At 58.7% G+C, this 15,524-nt stretch carries 10 protein-coding genes; 9 read left to right on the plus strand and 1 reads right to left on the minus strand.

Going from position 1 to position 15,524, the window contains the following annotated elements; all coding sequences use genetic code 11:
* Positions 1-41 precede the first annotated feature (41 nt).
* Positions 42-1,760 carry an NAD(P)H-dependent oxidoreductase subunit E gene (locus tag QEN58_RS02040; RefSeq protein ID WP_280105528.1) on the plus strand — a complete coding sequence of 573 codons (1,719 nt, stop codon included), beginning with the start codon at positions 42-44 and terminating at the stop codon, positions 1,758-1,760.
* Between the two features lie 12 nt (positions 1,761-1,772).
* Positions 1,773-4,619, plus strand: coding sequence for a formate dehydrogenase subunit alpha (fdhF, locus tag QEN58_RS02045; RefSeq protein ID WP_280105529.1), 2,847 nt, complete (start codon positions 1,773-1,775; stop codon positions 4,617-4,619).
* A 64-nt stretch (positions 4,620-4,683) separates the two neighbouring features.
* On the opposite strand, the gene QEN58_RS02050 is transcribed toward fdhF, so the two are convergent.
* Positions 4,684-5,970, minus strand: a complete 1,287-nt coding sequence (locus tag QEN58_RS02050; protein ID WP_280106884.1) for an aromatic ring-hydroxylating oxygenase subunit alpha — start codon at positions 5,968-5,970, stop codon at positions 4,684-4,686.
* Between the two features lie 363 nt (positions 5,971-6,333).
* On the opposite strand from QEN58_RS02050, the gene QEN58_RS02055 reads away from it, so the two are divergent.
* The 7 genes from QEN58_RS02055 (at position 6,334) to purU (ending at position 15,321) form a co-directional block, all read left to right on the plus strand.
* Entirely contained in the window at positions 6,334-7,440 is a 1,107-nt protein-coding gene (locus QEN58_RS02055; protein WP_280106885.1) for an FAD-binding oxidoreductase, read from the plus strand.
* 286 nt (positions 7,441-7,726) lie between these two features.
* Entirely contained in the window at positions 7,727-9,040 is a 1,314-nt protein-coding gene (gene glyA, locus QEN58_RS02060) for a serine hydroxymethyltransferase (protein ID WP_280105530.1), read from the plus strand.
* A 47-nt stretch (positions 9,041-9,087) separates the two neighbouring features.
* On the plus strand, positions 9,088-10,338 hold the full coding sequence (locus tag QEN58_RS02065) for a sarcosine oxidase subunit beta family protein (RefSeq protein ID WP_009286043.1): 1,251 nt from the start codon (positions 9,088-9,090) through the stop codon (positions 10,336-10,338).
* Between the two features lie 24 nt (positions 10,339-10,362).
* Positions 10,363-10,704: a sarcosine oxidase subunit delta gene (locus QEN58_RS02070; protein ID WP_022521483.1), complete on the plus strand. Its 342-nt coding sequence runs from the start codon at positions 10,363-10,365 to the stop codon at positions 10,702-10,704.
* Positions 10,701-13,751, plus strand: a complete 3,051-nt coding sequence (locus QEN58_RS02075; protein WP_280105531.1) for a sarcosine oxidase subunit alpha family protein — start codon at positions 10,701-10,703, stop codon at positions 13,749-13,751. The genes QEN58_RS02070 and QEN58_RS02075 overlap by 4 nt, the downstream gene beginning before the upstream one ends.
* On the plus strand, positions 13,744-14,379 hold the full coding sequence (locus QEN58_RS02080; RefSeq protein WP_280105532.1) for a sarcosine oxidase subunit gamma: 636 nt from the start codon (positions 13,744-13,746) through the stop codon (positions 14,377-14,379). The genes QEN58_RS02075 and QEN58_RS02080 overlap by 8 nt, the downstream gene beginning before the upstream one ends.
* Before the next feature lie 75 nt (positions 14,380-14,454).
* Positions 14,455-15,321, plus strand: a complete 867-nt coding sequence (gene purU, locus QEN58_RS02085) for a formyltetrahydrofolate deformylase (RefSeq protein WP_280105533.1) — start codon at positions 14,455-14,457, stop codon at positions 15,319-15,321.
* The last annotated feature ends 203 nt before the right edge of the window (positions 15,322-15,524 follow it).

The raw sequence follows: 15,524 nt of genomic DNA on the forward strand, positions 1-15,524 counted from the left end.
TCATTCGGTATAAAGCCGATCAAGATAATAATGAGTACCCCATGACCGTCCAGACCGTGACCCCCAAGCGCCGCTTTCGCGGCAAGCCCCGCGGCCGTGATCTCGACCCCAGTCTTGTTGAGGGGTTGCGTGAACTGCTGGGCGACGAACGAGATAACGCCACACTGCGCCGCCGCGACCTGCTGATTGAACACCTGCATGTCATTCAGGACACTCGGGGCCATCTGCCGCTGGCGGAATTACGTGCCTTGGCGGCTTACATGAATCTGCCCATGGCAGCGGTCTACGAGACCGCCACTTTCTATGCGCACTTCGACGTCATCCACGACGATCAGTTGCCGCCGCCCGCGGTGACCATTCGTGTTTGCGACTCACTCACCTGTCAGTTGGCCGGTGCCGAGGCGCTTAAGGCACAGCTTGAAGATAACGTGGATATCGAGCAGGTACGGGTGCTGCGGGCGCCCTGTATGGGGCGCTGCGACACGGCGCCGGTCGTCGAAGTAGGGCACCACCATGTGCCGTTCGCCACCCAGGCGCAGATCGCGTCGGTGATCGAAAAGGGCCACTTTCACCCCGCTCCCGTCGACTGGCAGCGATTGGACGACTATCGCCGCGAGGGCGGGCTGGTCTTGCTCCAGGCCTGTCACGACGGCAGCGTTACAGTAGAAGCGCTCATGGAAGCAATGCAGCAGGCCAATCTGCGCGGCTTAGGCGGTGCTGGCTTTCCTACCTTTAAAAAATGGACGTTCGTACGTCAGGAGGCTGGCCCGCGCTACTGTGCTATCAATGCCGACGAAGGTGAACCCGGCACCTTCAAGGACCGCTATTACCTGGAGCGCTCGCCTCACCAGTTTCTTGAAGGGGCCTTGGTCAGCGCCTGGGCGGTCGACGCCGAGGCGCTGTATATCTATCTGCGCGATGAGTACCCAGCGTTACATAGCGTGTTGCGTGAGGCGATTGGCGAGCTTGAGGCTGCGGGTCTGGTGACGCCGGGGTACATCGTGCTGCGCCGCGGCGCGGGGGCTTATATCTGCGGCGAAGAGTCGGCGATGATTGAGTCTCTGGAAGGCAAGCCGGGTAAGCCCCGCCATCGCCCGCCTTTTGTTGCCCAGAAGGGACTCTTTGACTGCCCAACGCTGGTCAATAACGTCGAGACCGTCTACTGGATTCCCATGATTTGGCAGCGCGGCGCTGACGCTTTCTCAAGCCAAGGGCGCAATGGCCGCGTAGGGCTGCGTAGCTTCTCGGTTTCGGGCCGGGTCAAACAGCCCGGGGTATATTTAGCGCCTGCGGGCATCACCCTCAACGAATTGGTTGACGAGTATTGCGGCGGTATGGCCGATGGTCACCGCCTAGCTGCCTACCTGCCCGGCGGTGCTTCGGGCGGTATTCTGCCCGCTAGCAAGGCCGATATCCCCCTTGACTTCGATACGCTTCAAGCGCACGGCAGTTTTATCGGTTCTGCCGCGGTGATCGTGCTTTCTGATCAGGACGACCTGCGCGGGGTTGCGACCAATCTGCTGGCCTTCTTTGCTGATGAATCCTGTGGCCAGTGCACACCCTGCCGGGTGGGCACTGAAAAAATGCTTACCCTGCTCGAACGTAACGAATGGGATGCGGGGCTGATGACACAGCTCTCCCAGGTAATGATCGATGCCTCCATTTGCGGGCTCGGCCAGGCGGCGCCTAACCCGGTGCTGGGGCTGCTCAAGGATTTTCGCGGCGAACTTGCCGCCCAGAACGTCATCGTCAAGGGGTAGCAGGAGATGAATATGAGCGAACAAACCTTCACTCTGACGCTTGACGGCGTTGAGGTCAGCGCAAGCCCCGGTGAAAGCCTCTGGCAGGTAGCCAAACGCGCTGGCGAGACCATTCCCCACCTGTGTTTCAAGGACGCCAGCGGCTATCGCGCCGACGGCAACTGCCGCGCCTGCATGGTGGAAATCGAGGGCGAGCGGGCGTTAGCCGCCAGCTGTCTGCGCGAAGCGGCGCCCGGTATGGTGGTCAAGAGCGTCAACTCCGAACGCGCGCACACGGCCCGCAAGATGGTCATGGAAATGCTGCTGGTCGACCAGCCTGAGCGGGAAGAGAGCCCCGACAGCTCAAGCCATTTCTGGGCCATGGCTGACCAGTTGGCCATTGATGCCACGGCGGTACGCCAAAAGCTCCCTCGGCGCGAAGAGCGTAAGGCGCCTACCGTGCACCATGTGGCGACCCGGGCGGACAGCCTGGCGCAGGACAGCAGCCACTCGGCCATGCGCGTCAATCTTGACGCCTGCATCGAGTGCAACCTGTGTGTGCGCGCCTGTCGCGAGGTGCAGGTCAACGATGTTATCGGTCTGGCGCACCGTGGGGCGGCGTCCAAGATCGTGTTTGATTTCGACGACCCCATGGGGGATAGCACCTGCGTGGCCTGTGGCGAGTGCGTTCAAGCCTGCCCCACCGGCGCCCTGATGCCCGCTACCCTGGTCGATCAGGCGGGCCACGGCGATTCTGCCGTGGCTGACCGCAAGGTCGATTCGGTATGCCCTTACTGCGGGGTTGGCTGCCAGCTCACCTACCATATCAAGGACGATGAGATCCTTTATGTGGAGGGCCGCGACGGCCCCTCTAACGAGAACCGGCTATGTGTTAAAGGCCGCTTCGGCTATGACTATCCACGCCATCCATCCCGGCTGGTTACTCCGCTGATTCGTCGCGAGGGTGTCGCAAAAGGAATCGACCCGGACTTTGACCCCGCCAAGCCCCTGACGCATTTCCGCGAGGCGAGCTGGGACGAAGCCCTTGAGGTTGCCGCCAGCGGGCTCGTGAACCTTAAAGTGAATCATGGCCCTGATGCCCTGGCGGGATTCGGGAGCGCCAAGTGCTCCAACGAAGAGGCGTGGCTGTTCCAGAAACTGGTGCGTACCGGCTTTGGCTCCAACCATGTGGATCACTGTACCCGCTTGTGCCACGCAAGCTCCGTGGCGGCGCTGATGGAGTGTATTGGCTCTGGCTCGGTAACCGCCTCCTTTATGCAGGCCAGCCAGGCCGACGTGGTGATTCTTACCGGCTGTAATCCCGCGGTGAACCATCCTGTGGCGGCCACCTTCTTTAAACAGGCTGCCAAGCGCGGTACCAAGATCATGATCCTCGACCCCCGCGGTCAGTCGCTGGATGCCTACGCCCACCTGAGCGTGCGCTTTTCACCCGGCGCCGATGTGGCACTTTTTAATGCCATTCTCAATGTGATCATCAGCGAAGAGCTTTATGACACGGCCTATATCGCCGAGCATACCGAGGGCTTTGAGGCGCTGAAAATGCATACGGTTGACATGACCCCCGAAGCGATGAGCGGTTTGTGCGGCGTTGAGCCAGAGACCATTCGCGAAGTGGCCAGGCTCTATGCCAACGCCGAGCGGGCAATGATTTTCTGGGGCATGGGCATTTCCCAGCACACCCACGGCACCGATAACGCCCGCTGCCTGATTTCGTTGGCGTTGGCTTGCGGCCAAACTGGGCGCCCTGGCACCGGCCTGCACCCTTTGCGGGGGCAGAACAACGTTCAAGGGGCTTCTGATGCGGGGCTGATCCCCATGGTGATGCCGGACTACCAGCCGGTCAATGATGATCAGGTTCGTGCGGCGTTCGAAGAGCTATGGAATACCAAACTGGATCCTACGCCCGGCCTCACCGTGGTGGAAATCATGGACGCCATCACTGCAGGCACTATTCGCGGGATGTACATCCAGGGTGAAAACCCGGCAATGTCCGACCCGGATCTCGCCCATGCGCGGGCCGCCCTGGCCAAGCTAGAGCATCTGGTGGTGCAGGATCTGTTTGTCACTGAGACTGCCCAGTTTGCCGATGTCATTCTGCCTGCCTCCGCCTGGCCTGAGAAAAACGGCACCGTCACCAACACCAATCGGCAAGTGCAGATGGGGCGTGCGGCGTTGCCGCTACCGGGCCAGGCCAAGCCGGACTGGTGGATTATCCAGGAAATCGCCAACCGTTTCGGCCTGGACTGGAACTATCAGCATCCACAGGACGTTTTCGCCGAGATGAAACAAGGCATGGCCTCTCTCGACCATATTTCCTGGGAGCGTTTGGAGCGCGAGCAGTCGGTCACCTACCCCTGCCCAGCGGAGGACGCGCCGGGGCACGACGTGGTCTTTACTGAGGCATTCCCCACCGCCAGCGGTCGGGCGAAGTTCGCGCCTACGCGGCCGCTGCCCCCGGACGAGCCGGTGGACAACGACTACCCGACGGTGCTGACCACTGGTCGCCAGTTGGAGCACTGGCATACCGGTTCCATGACCCGCCGCGCCAAGGTGCTCGATGACCTGGAGCCGGAAGCCGTAGCCAGCCTGGCACCCGCTGAGTTTATTCGGTTGGGGATGGCGCCGGGCGATGAACTGACCATCGCCACCCGGAGGGGATCCATCACCCTCAAGGCGAGAACGGACCCGGGCATGCCCGAGGGCATGGTATTCGTGCCTTTCTGTTACGGGGAAGCCGCGGCGAATCTATTGACCAACCCGGCGCTTGACCCGTTTGGCAAGATACCGGAGTTCAAGTATGCCGCTTGCCGGCTGAGCCGCAGTGCTACCTTTCAAGAGGAGGAGTCGTTAAGCGTCTAAAACAATTGACCACTACAGCCTGGCCCGCATTTGCGGGCCAGGCTTTTTTATAATCCTGAGAACCTCAACCCTGAGCTAGATGAAGCGTCGGCGCATCATATCCCAGGTTCTCGAGCATACGGGCGGCGTACCAGTCGATAAAGTCGATAACGCCGAACTCATAGGTCTCGGAGTAGGGGCCGGGTTGGTAGGCCTTGGAATTGATGCCGCGCTGGTTCTCCTCGGCGAGTTGGCGATCCTGGTCGTTGGTGGCATCCCACACGCGGCGCAGTTTTTCGGGGTCGTAGTCGACGCCTTCCACGGCGTCCTTGTGAACCAGCCATTTGGTGGTCACCACGGTTTGCTGCGGGCCAAGCGGCAATACTCGGAACACGACCGCGTGATCGCCCATGAAGTGGTTCCATGAGTTGGGTAGATGCAGGATGCGCAGGGAGCCCATGTCGGGGCTTTTCAGACGACCCATCAGCTTTTTGCAGCCGGGCTGGCCGTCCATGGTCATCGACACGATGCCATCCAGCAGCGGTGTACGGGTCAGGCGGTTACGCTGGCCAAGCCGCGTAAGCTGATAGGGAACCTGCTCCTGCTCCCAGTCTGCCTGTTTGCGGGCCACCAGCGCTTTGTAGGCGGGTGTGGCGCGTGGGTCGTCGGTGTCATCGAACTCCTGCAGCGAGTTCAGCAGCTCGGGGTGAGCGCCGTTGCAGTGATAGCACTCGCGGTTGTTTTCGATGACCAGCTTCCAGTTAGCTTGCTCGACGATGCTGGACTCGGTGGCGACCTTGACGTTGTCCATCTGGTACGGCTCAAGATAATGCTCAAGCGTTGTCAGGAATTCGTCAATCGCGGGCGGTTCATCGCTTAGGTTGATAAAGATGAAGCCGCCGGCGGTGTGCACGCTGATCGGCTTGAGGCCAAACTGGTCGAGGTCGAAGTCAGTGCCCATGTCGCTGCCGGCAAATAGCAATCGACCATCAAGTTCGTAGGTCCACTGGTGGTAAGGACAGACGAGTTTTGCCACCTTGCCTTTATCTTTTACGCAAAGACGCGACCCGCGGTGGCGGCAGACATTGTGAAACGCATGAACAGCGCCTTCACTGCCGCGCACGATGACAATGGGATTATCACCGATATCCAATGTCATGAAGTTACCCTTGGCCGGGATTTCGCACGTCATGCCCGCAAACAGCCACTCTTTCTCGAAGACCTCCTGCATATCAAGCGCGAACAGGCGGGCATCGTTGTAAAACGGCTGCGGAAGCGAAAAGGTACGCTGTCTTTCCTGCAGCATCTGGACCGTTGACTCACGAGCCGCAGCGAGTGGGTCATCCATCCGATTAGAAACACTTTTTTCCATTACCAGTATCCTCGTAAACCTCCGCTCCCCCCTCAAGGGCTGCGAATCGGCCGATAGTCAAGATTGTGTATCTTGTTATTCTGTTGCGTAACCTGGCGTTTGATTCAAATGTGGCCTGACGTCAGGCATTGATTGTGTTGCAGGCGCTGGCCTACCAATTGTCTGCCCGCGACACTAGATGGCGTAGTGGCGACTAAAAAAGAGGTTTCTAAACGATAAAGAGTGGCACGAGGTAAGTGCGAGTCGCTGTCAGGTAAGTCGGTCGGCAGGCGCATCCCCAAAATGCAGCTCAAAGGTGCTGACCGTATAGAAAATACGGTTCGGCGATGCATGGTGATGAAGGCTGGTCAGGCAGAGGCGACAATGACAACTAATTTCTTCAATCCAGTCACGACCCAAACCTGGACCAACGGCCGCCACCAGGTGCGTTGCGTCAAGGTGATCCAGGAAACTCAGGATGTGCGCACGTTCTGTTTTATGGCCGAGCAACCTGTGCTGTTCTTCTTCAAGCCCGGTCAGTTCGTGACCCTCGAGCTTGAGATCGATAATCAGCCGATCATGCGCTCCTATACGATTTCCAGCTCCCCTTCGATCCCTTACAGCTTTTCCATCACCGTTAAGCAAGTGCCTGGGGGCAAGGTATCAAACTGGTTGCATGCGAACCTGAAGGTGGGCGACGAACTGGTCGTGCACGGCCCGGTAGGCAACTTCAACTCCATCGATTTTCCTGCCGAAAAAGTGTTGTTTCTCTCTGGCGGCGTGGGCATTACCCCATTGATGTCCATGACACGTTGGCTTTTTGATACCAACGCCGCTGTTGACGTTGAGTTCATACACAGCGCCAGAGCCCCTCGCGATGTGATTTATCATCGCGAGCTGGTGCATATGTTTTCGCGCATTCCAGAGTTCAAGCTGCATATCATTTGCGAGAACAAAGAGGATATCGGCGAGGCCTGGGCCGGCTACCGTGGTTACCTAACGCAGCCACTGTTTGAGTTGATAGTGCCGGACTTTATGGAGAGAGAGATATTCTGTTGCGGCCCTACCCCCTATATGAACGCCGTCAAGAGTATTCTTCGACATCATAACTTTGACATGAATCACTACCATGAAGAGTCGTTTGGCGCTACGCCGGTTGAGGTACGTGAAGATGTCCTTGAGCTGGCTGAGCAGGCAGAAGTCGAAGCCGAAAATGTCGATACCAGCGAATTGCACAGCATCGAATTCGCCTCTTCAGGGAAAAGTGTTCGTATCCAGCCGGGTGAGACGGTTCATGCGGCGGCGGCCAAGCTGGGTCTGCATATTCCCAAGGCTTGTGGCATGGGAATTTGCGGTACTTGCCGAGTAGAGCTTAAGTCGGGTGAAGTGGAAATGGAGCATAACGGCGGTATTACGGAGGAGGATGTTGAAGAAGGCTACATTCTGTCTTGCTGCAGTCGGCCGAAAGGGGATCTGGTCGTCGATTTCTAGCCCATACAAGCATCTTACTGCTGAGTTATAAGCGCCCTAAACGGTTACTCGTCCGTCTAGGGCGCTTTGCTTTTTTGGTGGCGTCAGGCGTGGTATCGGCTAAATGTTGCCGATGTCGCAAATACATCGCGTGGTGACGTCGGCAAGCATCTTGGGCCCGCACACCAACGATAGTATCGCGGTAACAACGCGTTGATAGTGACTTTGGTTGAAAGCGACCTTGGTATATCAGCATTAAAGAGTATGTCCAGCACTTAATAAAACAGTGGCTCATCAGGAGGCGGTAATGCTTCAGAGTAATTTTTCCCCCAATGCACGTTTGGCCAGTTACGACACGTTGCTTGCTGAAGCAATTGCTGAAGAAACGGTTCGCCAAGAAGCGCATATTGAATTAATCGCCTCCGAAAATTACGCCAGTAAACTTGTTATGGAAGCGCAGGGCACACAGCTGACCAACAAGTACGCAGAAGGTTATCCAGGTCGCCGTTACTACGGCGGGTGTGAGTTCGTTGACAAGGTTGAAGCGCTAGCCATTGAGCGAGCTTGTAATCTATTTAGTGCCAACTATGCCAATGTGCAGCCGCACTCCGGGGCCCAGGCCAATGCCGCTGTGTTTATGGCGCTGGTATCGCCGGGCGATACCGTATTGGGTATGAGTCTTGCCCACGGTGGGCACTTAACCCATGGTGCTGCCCCCAATTTCTCGGGTAAGCACTACAACGCCGTACAGTATGGCCTCAAGCCGGAAACCGGCGAGATCGACTACGAAGAAGTTGAGCGCTTGGCTCGCGAGCACCAGCCGAAGATGATCATCGCGGGCTTCTCCGCCTACTCTCGCGTGGTGGATTGGCGGCGTTTTCGCGCTATTGCCGATGAGGTAGGCGCCTGGTTGATGGTCGATATGGCCCACGTCGCTGGATTAGTGGCCGCTGGCCTCTATCCAAGCCCGCTTCCCTTCGCTCATGTGGTCACCACCACCACCCATAAAACGCTGCGCGGCCCACGGGGTGGTTTGATTCTCTCCGCCCATGGTGACGAGGCTCTTTACAAGAAGCTCAATGGGGCGGTATTTCCGGGGCAGCAGGGCGGCCCGCTGATGCATGTTATTGCCGCCAAAGCGGTAGCGTTCAAGGAAGCCATGAACCAGGAGTTTGTGCGCTACCAGCAGCAGGTGATCGATAACGCCCAGGCCATGGCCAAAGTGTTTATGGAGCGCGGCTACGACGTGGTGTCCGGCGGCACCGACGACCACCTCTTTTTGGTTTCGCTTATCCGCCAAGGCATTACCGGTAAAGATGCGGATGCAGCCCTTGGCCGCGCACATATCACGGTGAATAAAAACACGGTGCCCAACGACCCGCAAAGCCCCTTTGTGACATCTGGCCTGCGTATTGGCACCCCCGCGGTCACCACGCGTGGCTTCGATGCCGAGGAGTGTAGCGAGCTGGCTGGATGGATCTGCGACATCTTAGACGAATTGGCGGCAGGCAAAGACACGACCTCCATTGAAGCTGAGGTGCAGGCCAAAGTGACCGACGTGTGTGCCCAGCACCCTGTCTACGCTGAGTCCGCCGCTGAAGCCGTCGAATCCATTGCTTGAATTGGCTTGCCGGCAGGGCCCGGCGCGGCTGAACTGAGGAGACACCTATGCAACGCTATTCCGGCTTCGGCCTGGTCAAGCACGCGCTGAGCCACCACGAGAACTGGGAGCGCCAGTGGCGTAATCCAACGCCCAAGAAGCAGTACGATGTGATCATCGTTGGCGGTGGTGGTCATGGCTTGGCCACGGCTTACTACCTGGCCAAAGAGTTCGGCGTCAAAAATGTCGCAGTGATCGAAAAAGGCTGGCTGGGCGGTGGTAACACCGCCCGTAATACCACCATCGTGCGTTCCAACTACCTATGGGACGAATCGGCCGCTCTCTATGAGCACGCCATGAAGCTGTGGGAAGGGCTTTCCCAAGACCTTAACTACAACGTCATGTTCTCCCAGCGGGGGGTGCTCAACCTGGGGCATACCCTGCAGGACATGCGCGATATCCAGCGTCGGGTGAATGCCAACCGGTTGAACGGTATCGACGGCGAAGTATTAGACGCCAAAGGGGTGCAGGAACTGGTGCCGATTATGGACTGCTCCAAGAACGCTCGCTATCCGGTCATGGGGGCTTCCTGGCAACCGCGTGCAGGGGTGGCTCGCCACGATGCCGTGGCCTGGGGCTATGCCCGCGGTGCCGATGCCCACGGCGTGGATATTCTGCAGCAGACCGAAGTCACCGGCTTCAAGATTCGTGATGGCCAGATCTACGGTGTACACACTAACCGTGGCGATATTGAAGCCAAAACCGTCGGTTGCGTGACTGCCGGTAACTCCTCCGTGCTGGCCAAGATGGGCGGCTTTAACTTGCCGTTGGAGTCCCATCCGCTGCAAGCCTTAGTCTCTGAGCCGATCAAGCCTATTCTCGATACGGTGGTGATGTCGAACCAGGTGCATGGCTACATCAGCCAGTCTGACAAGGGCGACCTAGTGATCGGCGCGGGCATCGACGGCTATAACGGCTATGGTCAGCGCGGCAGTTATCCCACCGTGGAGCACACGCTCCAGGCGATCGTCGAGATGTTCCCGATCTTCTCTCGGGTACGCATGAACCGTCAGTGGGGCGGTATCGTCGATACCTGCCCGGATGCCTGTCCGATTATCTCCAAAACGCCGGTGAAGGGTCTGTACTTCAACTGCGGCTGGGGTACCGGCGGCTTCAAAGCCACACCAGGGTCGGGGCATGTATTCGCTGCCAGCCTGGCCAAGGGGGAAATGCACCCCATCGCCGAGCCGTTCTCCATGTTCCGCTTCCATAGCGGTGCGCTGATCGACGAACACGGCGCTGCCGGCGTGGCCCACTAGGGTTCATACGAGAGGAGTATTCGCATGTTCTATATCTACTGCCCCTACTGCGGCGAACACCGTGAGGAAGAGGAATTCCACCCCAAGGGCCAAGCGCATATCGAGCGCCCCAAGGAGCCCGAGGCGTGTAGTGACGAAGAGTGGGGGGATTACCTGTTCTTCCGTGACAACCCCCGTGGCGTTCACCATGAAATGTGGGTGCATGCGGTGGGTTGCCGTAAGTTTTTCAACGTGACGCGCCACACCGTGAGCTACGAGATTCTCGAGACTTACAAAATGGGCGAGCAGCCGTCGATTACCGCCGACAGCCAGAGCCAGGCCCGCGAGGGCGCTGCGGTAAGCCAACAAGAAGGAGTGCGGGCATGAGTCAGTCCAAGCAGCAAGTGTACCGCCTTAACACGGGCGGCCGTATCGATCGCTCCCGCACGTTGAGCTTTACCTTTAACGGCCAGCGTTACCAAGGGCACCCCGGGGATACCCTAGCCTCGGCGCTGCTGGCTAACGGCGTGGATATCGTTAACCGCAGCTTTAAATACTCGCGCCCCCGCGGCATCGTTGCCGCTGGCGCCGAAGAGCCCAATGCCATCGTACAGCTAGGCAGCAGCGAGGCTGGCCAAGTGCCCAACGTGCGCGCTACCCAGCAGGCGCTGTATGAGGGGCTGACCGCCAGTAGCACCAATGGCTGGCCGAACGTACAGCGCGACCTGATGGGCCTGTTCGGCAAGTTGGGCGGGCAGTTCATGCCGCCGGGCTTCTACTACAAGACCTTTATGGCGCCGGCCTCGATGTGGCTGACCTACGAGAAGTACATCCGCAAGGCGGCGGGGCTGGGTCGCAGCCCCATGGAAGCCGATCCGGACAGCTATGATCACTTCAATCAGCACTGCGATGTGCTGGTTGTCGGCGCAGGCGCCGCAGGTCTTGCGGCAGCGCTGGCCGCCGCGCGCAGCGGCGCTCGGGTGATCGTTGCCGATGAGCAGGAAGAGATGGGCGGCTCGCTGCTGGCCAGTCGTGAAACCCTGGAAGGCAAGCCAGCGGATCAGTGGGTTGCCCGGGTGATGGACGAGTTGGCAGGCTGCGAGAACGTCACGCTGCTGCCGCGTACTACGGCCAACGGTTATCACGATCACAATTTCGTTACCCTCCATGAGCGGCGCACCGAACACCTGGGCGATACTGCGCCGGTGGAAAACGGCCACCGTCAGGTACGCGCACGCCTGCACCGGGTACGTGCGGGTCAGGTGATCCTGTCCACGGGCGCCCACGAGCGTCCGCTGGTATACGCGGGCAATGACGTGCCGGGGAACCTGCTGGCTGGCGCTGTGTCGACCTACATTCGCCGCTATGGCGTGGCACCGGGCCGCAAGCTGGTGCTCTCCACCAGCAACGACTACGGCTACCGCGCTGCCCTGGACTGGAAAGAGTCCGGCTGCGAGGTCGTCGCTATCGTGGACGCCCGCGAGGCGCCGGCGGGCGATTGGGTAGATGCCGCGCGCGCCCAGGGTATCAAGATTATTACCGGCAGCGCCGTTATAGAGGCGAAGGGCAGCAATCGGGTCACCGCGGCACGAGTCGCCAAGATCGATATTGAGGCTTTCAAAGTGAGCGGCCCGGTTCAGGAGTTGGCCTGCGACACCATCGCCAGCTCCGGCGGCTACAGCCCGGTGATTCACCTGGCGTCCCACACTGGTGCGCGGCCGACCTGGCGCGACGATATTCTCGGCTTCGTGCCGGGGCTGGTGAAGGGCGTTCAGGCCTGTGGCGGTGCCAACGGCTGCTATGCCCTGGGTGACGTGCTGGCGGAAGGTGTCGAGGCGGGCATCAAGGCAGCGGCCGCCATGGGGCATGCCGTTCAGACGGTTACGCTGCCAAGCGCCGAGCGCCTTCAGCAGGGGGCTGCGGTGGCCCTCTTCCAGGTGCCCCACGAGAAGCCCACGCTGCGTGGCCCCAAGCAGTTCGTCGACCTGCAGAACGACGTCACCGCAGCGGGTATCGAGCTGGCGACCCGGGAAGGCTTCGAGTCCATCGAGCACATCAAGCGCTATACCGCGATGGGCTTCGGTACGGATCAGGGCAAGCTGGGCAACATCAACGGCATGGCGATTGCCGCACGTTGCTTGAATCGCTCCATCCCCGAGGTGGGCACCACTGTGTTCCGTCCCAACTACACCCCGGTCACTTTCGGCGCCATTGTTGGTCGCCACTGCCGTGACCTCTTCGACCCAGAGCGCTATACCGCACTTCACCAGTGGCACGTGGAGCGTGGCGCCGAATTCGAGGATGTAGGTCAGTGGAAGCGCCCCTGGTACTACCCACAGAAGGTGAATGGCAAGACCGAGACGATGCACGAGGCGGTTGCCCGCGAGTGTCTGGCCGTGCGCGAAAAGGTCGGTATCCTCGATGCCTCGACGCTTGGCAAGATCGATATTCAAGGGCCAGATGCGCGTGAATTCCTGGCGCGAATTTACACTAACAAGTGGGAGAAGTTGGCAGTCGGCAAGTGCCGCTACGGCCTGATGTGCAAAGATGACGGTATGGTCACCGATGACGGCGTGACAAGCTGTCTTGCTGAAAATCACTTTTTGATGACCACCACTACCGGTGGCGCTGCGGCGATCCTGGAATGGTTGGAATTATGGCATCAGACCGAGTGGCCGGAACTGGATGTCTACTTCTCTTCAGTGACTGACCACTGGGCCACCATGACCATCACTGGTCCGGAAGCGCGCAAGCTGCTCGCCGAGATCAGTGATCTCGATCTTGACCGCGAAAGCTTCAAGTTCATGGATTGGCGATCCGGGAAAGTGGCGGGAGTGCCTGCACGGGTCTTTCGCATCTCCTTTACCGGCGAGCTGACCTTCGAGATCAACGTGCAGGCAAACTACGCGATGCACGTCTGGCAGACCCTGTTCAAGCATGGCGAGAAGTATGGCCTGACGCCCTATGGCACCGAAACCATGCACGTTCTGCGTGCTGAAAAGGGCTTCATCATCGTGGGTCAGGAAACCGACGGCTCCGTTACGCCGGAAGACTTAGGCATGCAGTGGTGTGTCGGCTACGACAAACCCTACTCATGGATTGGTAAGCGGGCCCTGACACGCAGTGACACCAAGCGTGAGAACCGCAAGCAGCTGGTGGGGCTCAGACCGAAAGACCCCAAAGTGATTCTCGAAGAGGGGGCCCAGATCGTGCTTGATCCCAAGCATGCGATCCCCATGCCGATGGTGGGCCATGTCACCTCCAGCTACTACAGCCCGATTCTGGATTCAGGCTTTGCGCTGGCGGTGGTCAAGGGTGGCCATCAGAAACTGGGCGATACGGTCTACCTGCCCATGGCGGACGGCCAGACCCATGAAGCCGAAATCGTCAGTACCATTTTCTACGACCCCAAGGGAGAGCGCCAGCATGTCTAACGCGGCTACTTTCGATACCCGTACTGATACCGCGATCCCGGTAGAGTCCCCGCTGGCCTACAGCTACCGTCACAGTGGTGCTCCGCGGGCCGACGGTGCAAGCCGGCTCCAGCTACGCGAGAGGGCAATGCAGGGGCATCTGATCCTGCGGGGTGGCGCCATCGTGCTCGATGAGGCGGTGCGCGATGTGCTGGGGATCAGCTTACCGGGTCAACCCCAGGCGCTGGTGCAAGATGCCAGCGGTGAGCGCTCGATTCAGTGGCTTTCCCCGGATGAGTGGCTGGTGATCGTCCCCGGTGGCGAGGAGTTCCCGCTGGAGACGCAACTGCGCGAGCGTCTGGGAGATGCCCACTTCGCCATTAGCGACGTTAGTGGTGGACAAACAGTGCTGGAGCTTTCCGGCGAGGCGGCCCGCGAGCTGTTGATGAAAACGGTGATTTACGATGTTCACCCCAGCAATTTCCCGGTGGGGAAGGGCGTCACTACCGTCTTCGCCAAGGCGACTACTATCCTGCGTCGCCCTAGTGAAGAGCGCTGGGAGTTAGTGGTACGGCGCAGCTTTGCCGACTACTGCTACCGCTGGTTGCTGGATGCAGCGGCAGAGTATGGCGTCAACGTACAACAATAAGCGAGCAGGCCGGAACGCTGTTCCGGCCGCTATGATCTTCCGCAACGGTCTGCCGCTAACTGAGAAGCATGCACTATGAGCCGAATGAGTGATACCTGGATACTGGCCGCCCAATGCCCCAGCCGCTTGGGAACGGTGGACGTCGTCACGCGCTTTCTAAAAGAGCAGCAGTGCTATATCACTGAACTCAACTCTTTCGATGATCGGCTGGGCGGACGCTTTTTCATTCGCGCTGAGTTTCGCCCAGAGCAAAATGAGTTTCATGAAGAGCGCTTTCACGCCGATTTTGCAGCGCGGGCGAGCGAATTCGACATGCAGTTTGAACTGACGGCGCCGGGCAAACGAACAGGCACCGTGATTATGGTCTCGAAGGCCGATCACTGCTTGAATGATCTTCTCTACCGTTATCGAACGGGGCAGCTTCCGCTGGATATCAAAGCAGTGATTTCCAATCATCCCGATCTGGAACCATTGGCAGCATGGCACGATTTACCCTACCACTACCTGCCGATCACGCCCGAGACGAAATTGCAGCAGGAAGCGCAGATACGCGAAATCATCGCGGATACCAACGCTGAACTGGTGGTGCTGGCAAGGTATATGCAAGTGCTTTCGCCCTCCATGTGTGAGCTATTAGCTGGCCGGGCCATTAATATTCACCACTCGCTGCTGCCCGGTTTTAAAGGCGCTAAGCCTTACCATCAGGCCTATGAGAAAGGGGTTAAGCTAGTCGGCGCAACGGCCCACTACATTAATAATGACCTTGATGAAGGGCCAATTATTGCCCAAGGGGTCGAGCCTGTGGATCACACCCACTACCCAGAGGATCTGGTTGCCAAGGGACGTGATATCGAGTGCCTGACGCTGGCTAGGGCGATTAGCTATCACTTGGAACGCCGCGTGTTCTTTTATTCTGGGCGTACGGTGGTGTTTGGTAACTAATGTTTTCGGCTTATCGCTAACAGCTATAAACACACACAGTTCGAGCGCGCCTTTATAACTGGGCTACTGTCGCCGCTAAGCGTTTTTCAGTGCGCTAAGTAGCCCTTAAATATGCTAATGCGTACTTAAAAATTTCGGTTTATAAAAATAAAAAAACATTAATAAAAGATAGTTTCGTTTTATTTTTCACCACATTAATAACT

Source organism: Halomonas alkaliantarctica (assembly GCF_029854215.1).
Classification (GTDB): domain Bacteria; phylum Pseudomonadota; class Gammaproteobacteria; order Pseudomonadales; family Halomonadaceae; genus Vreelandella; species Vreelandella alkaliantarctica_A.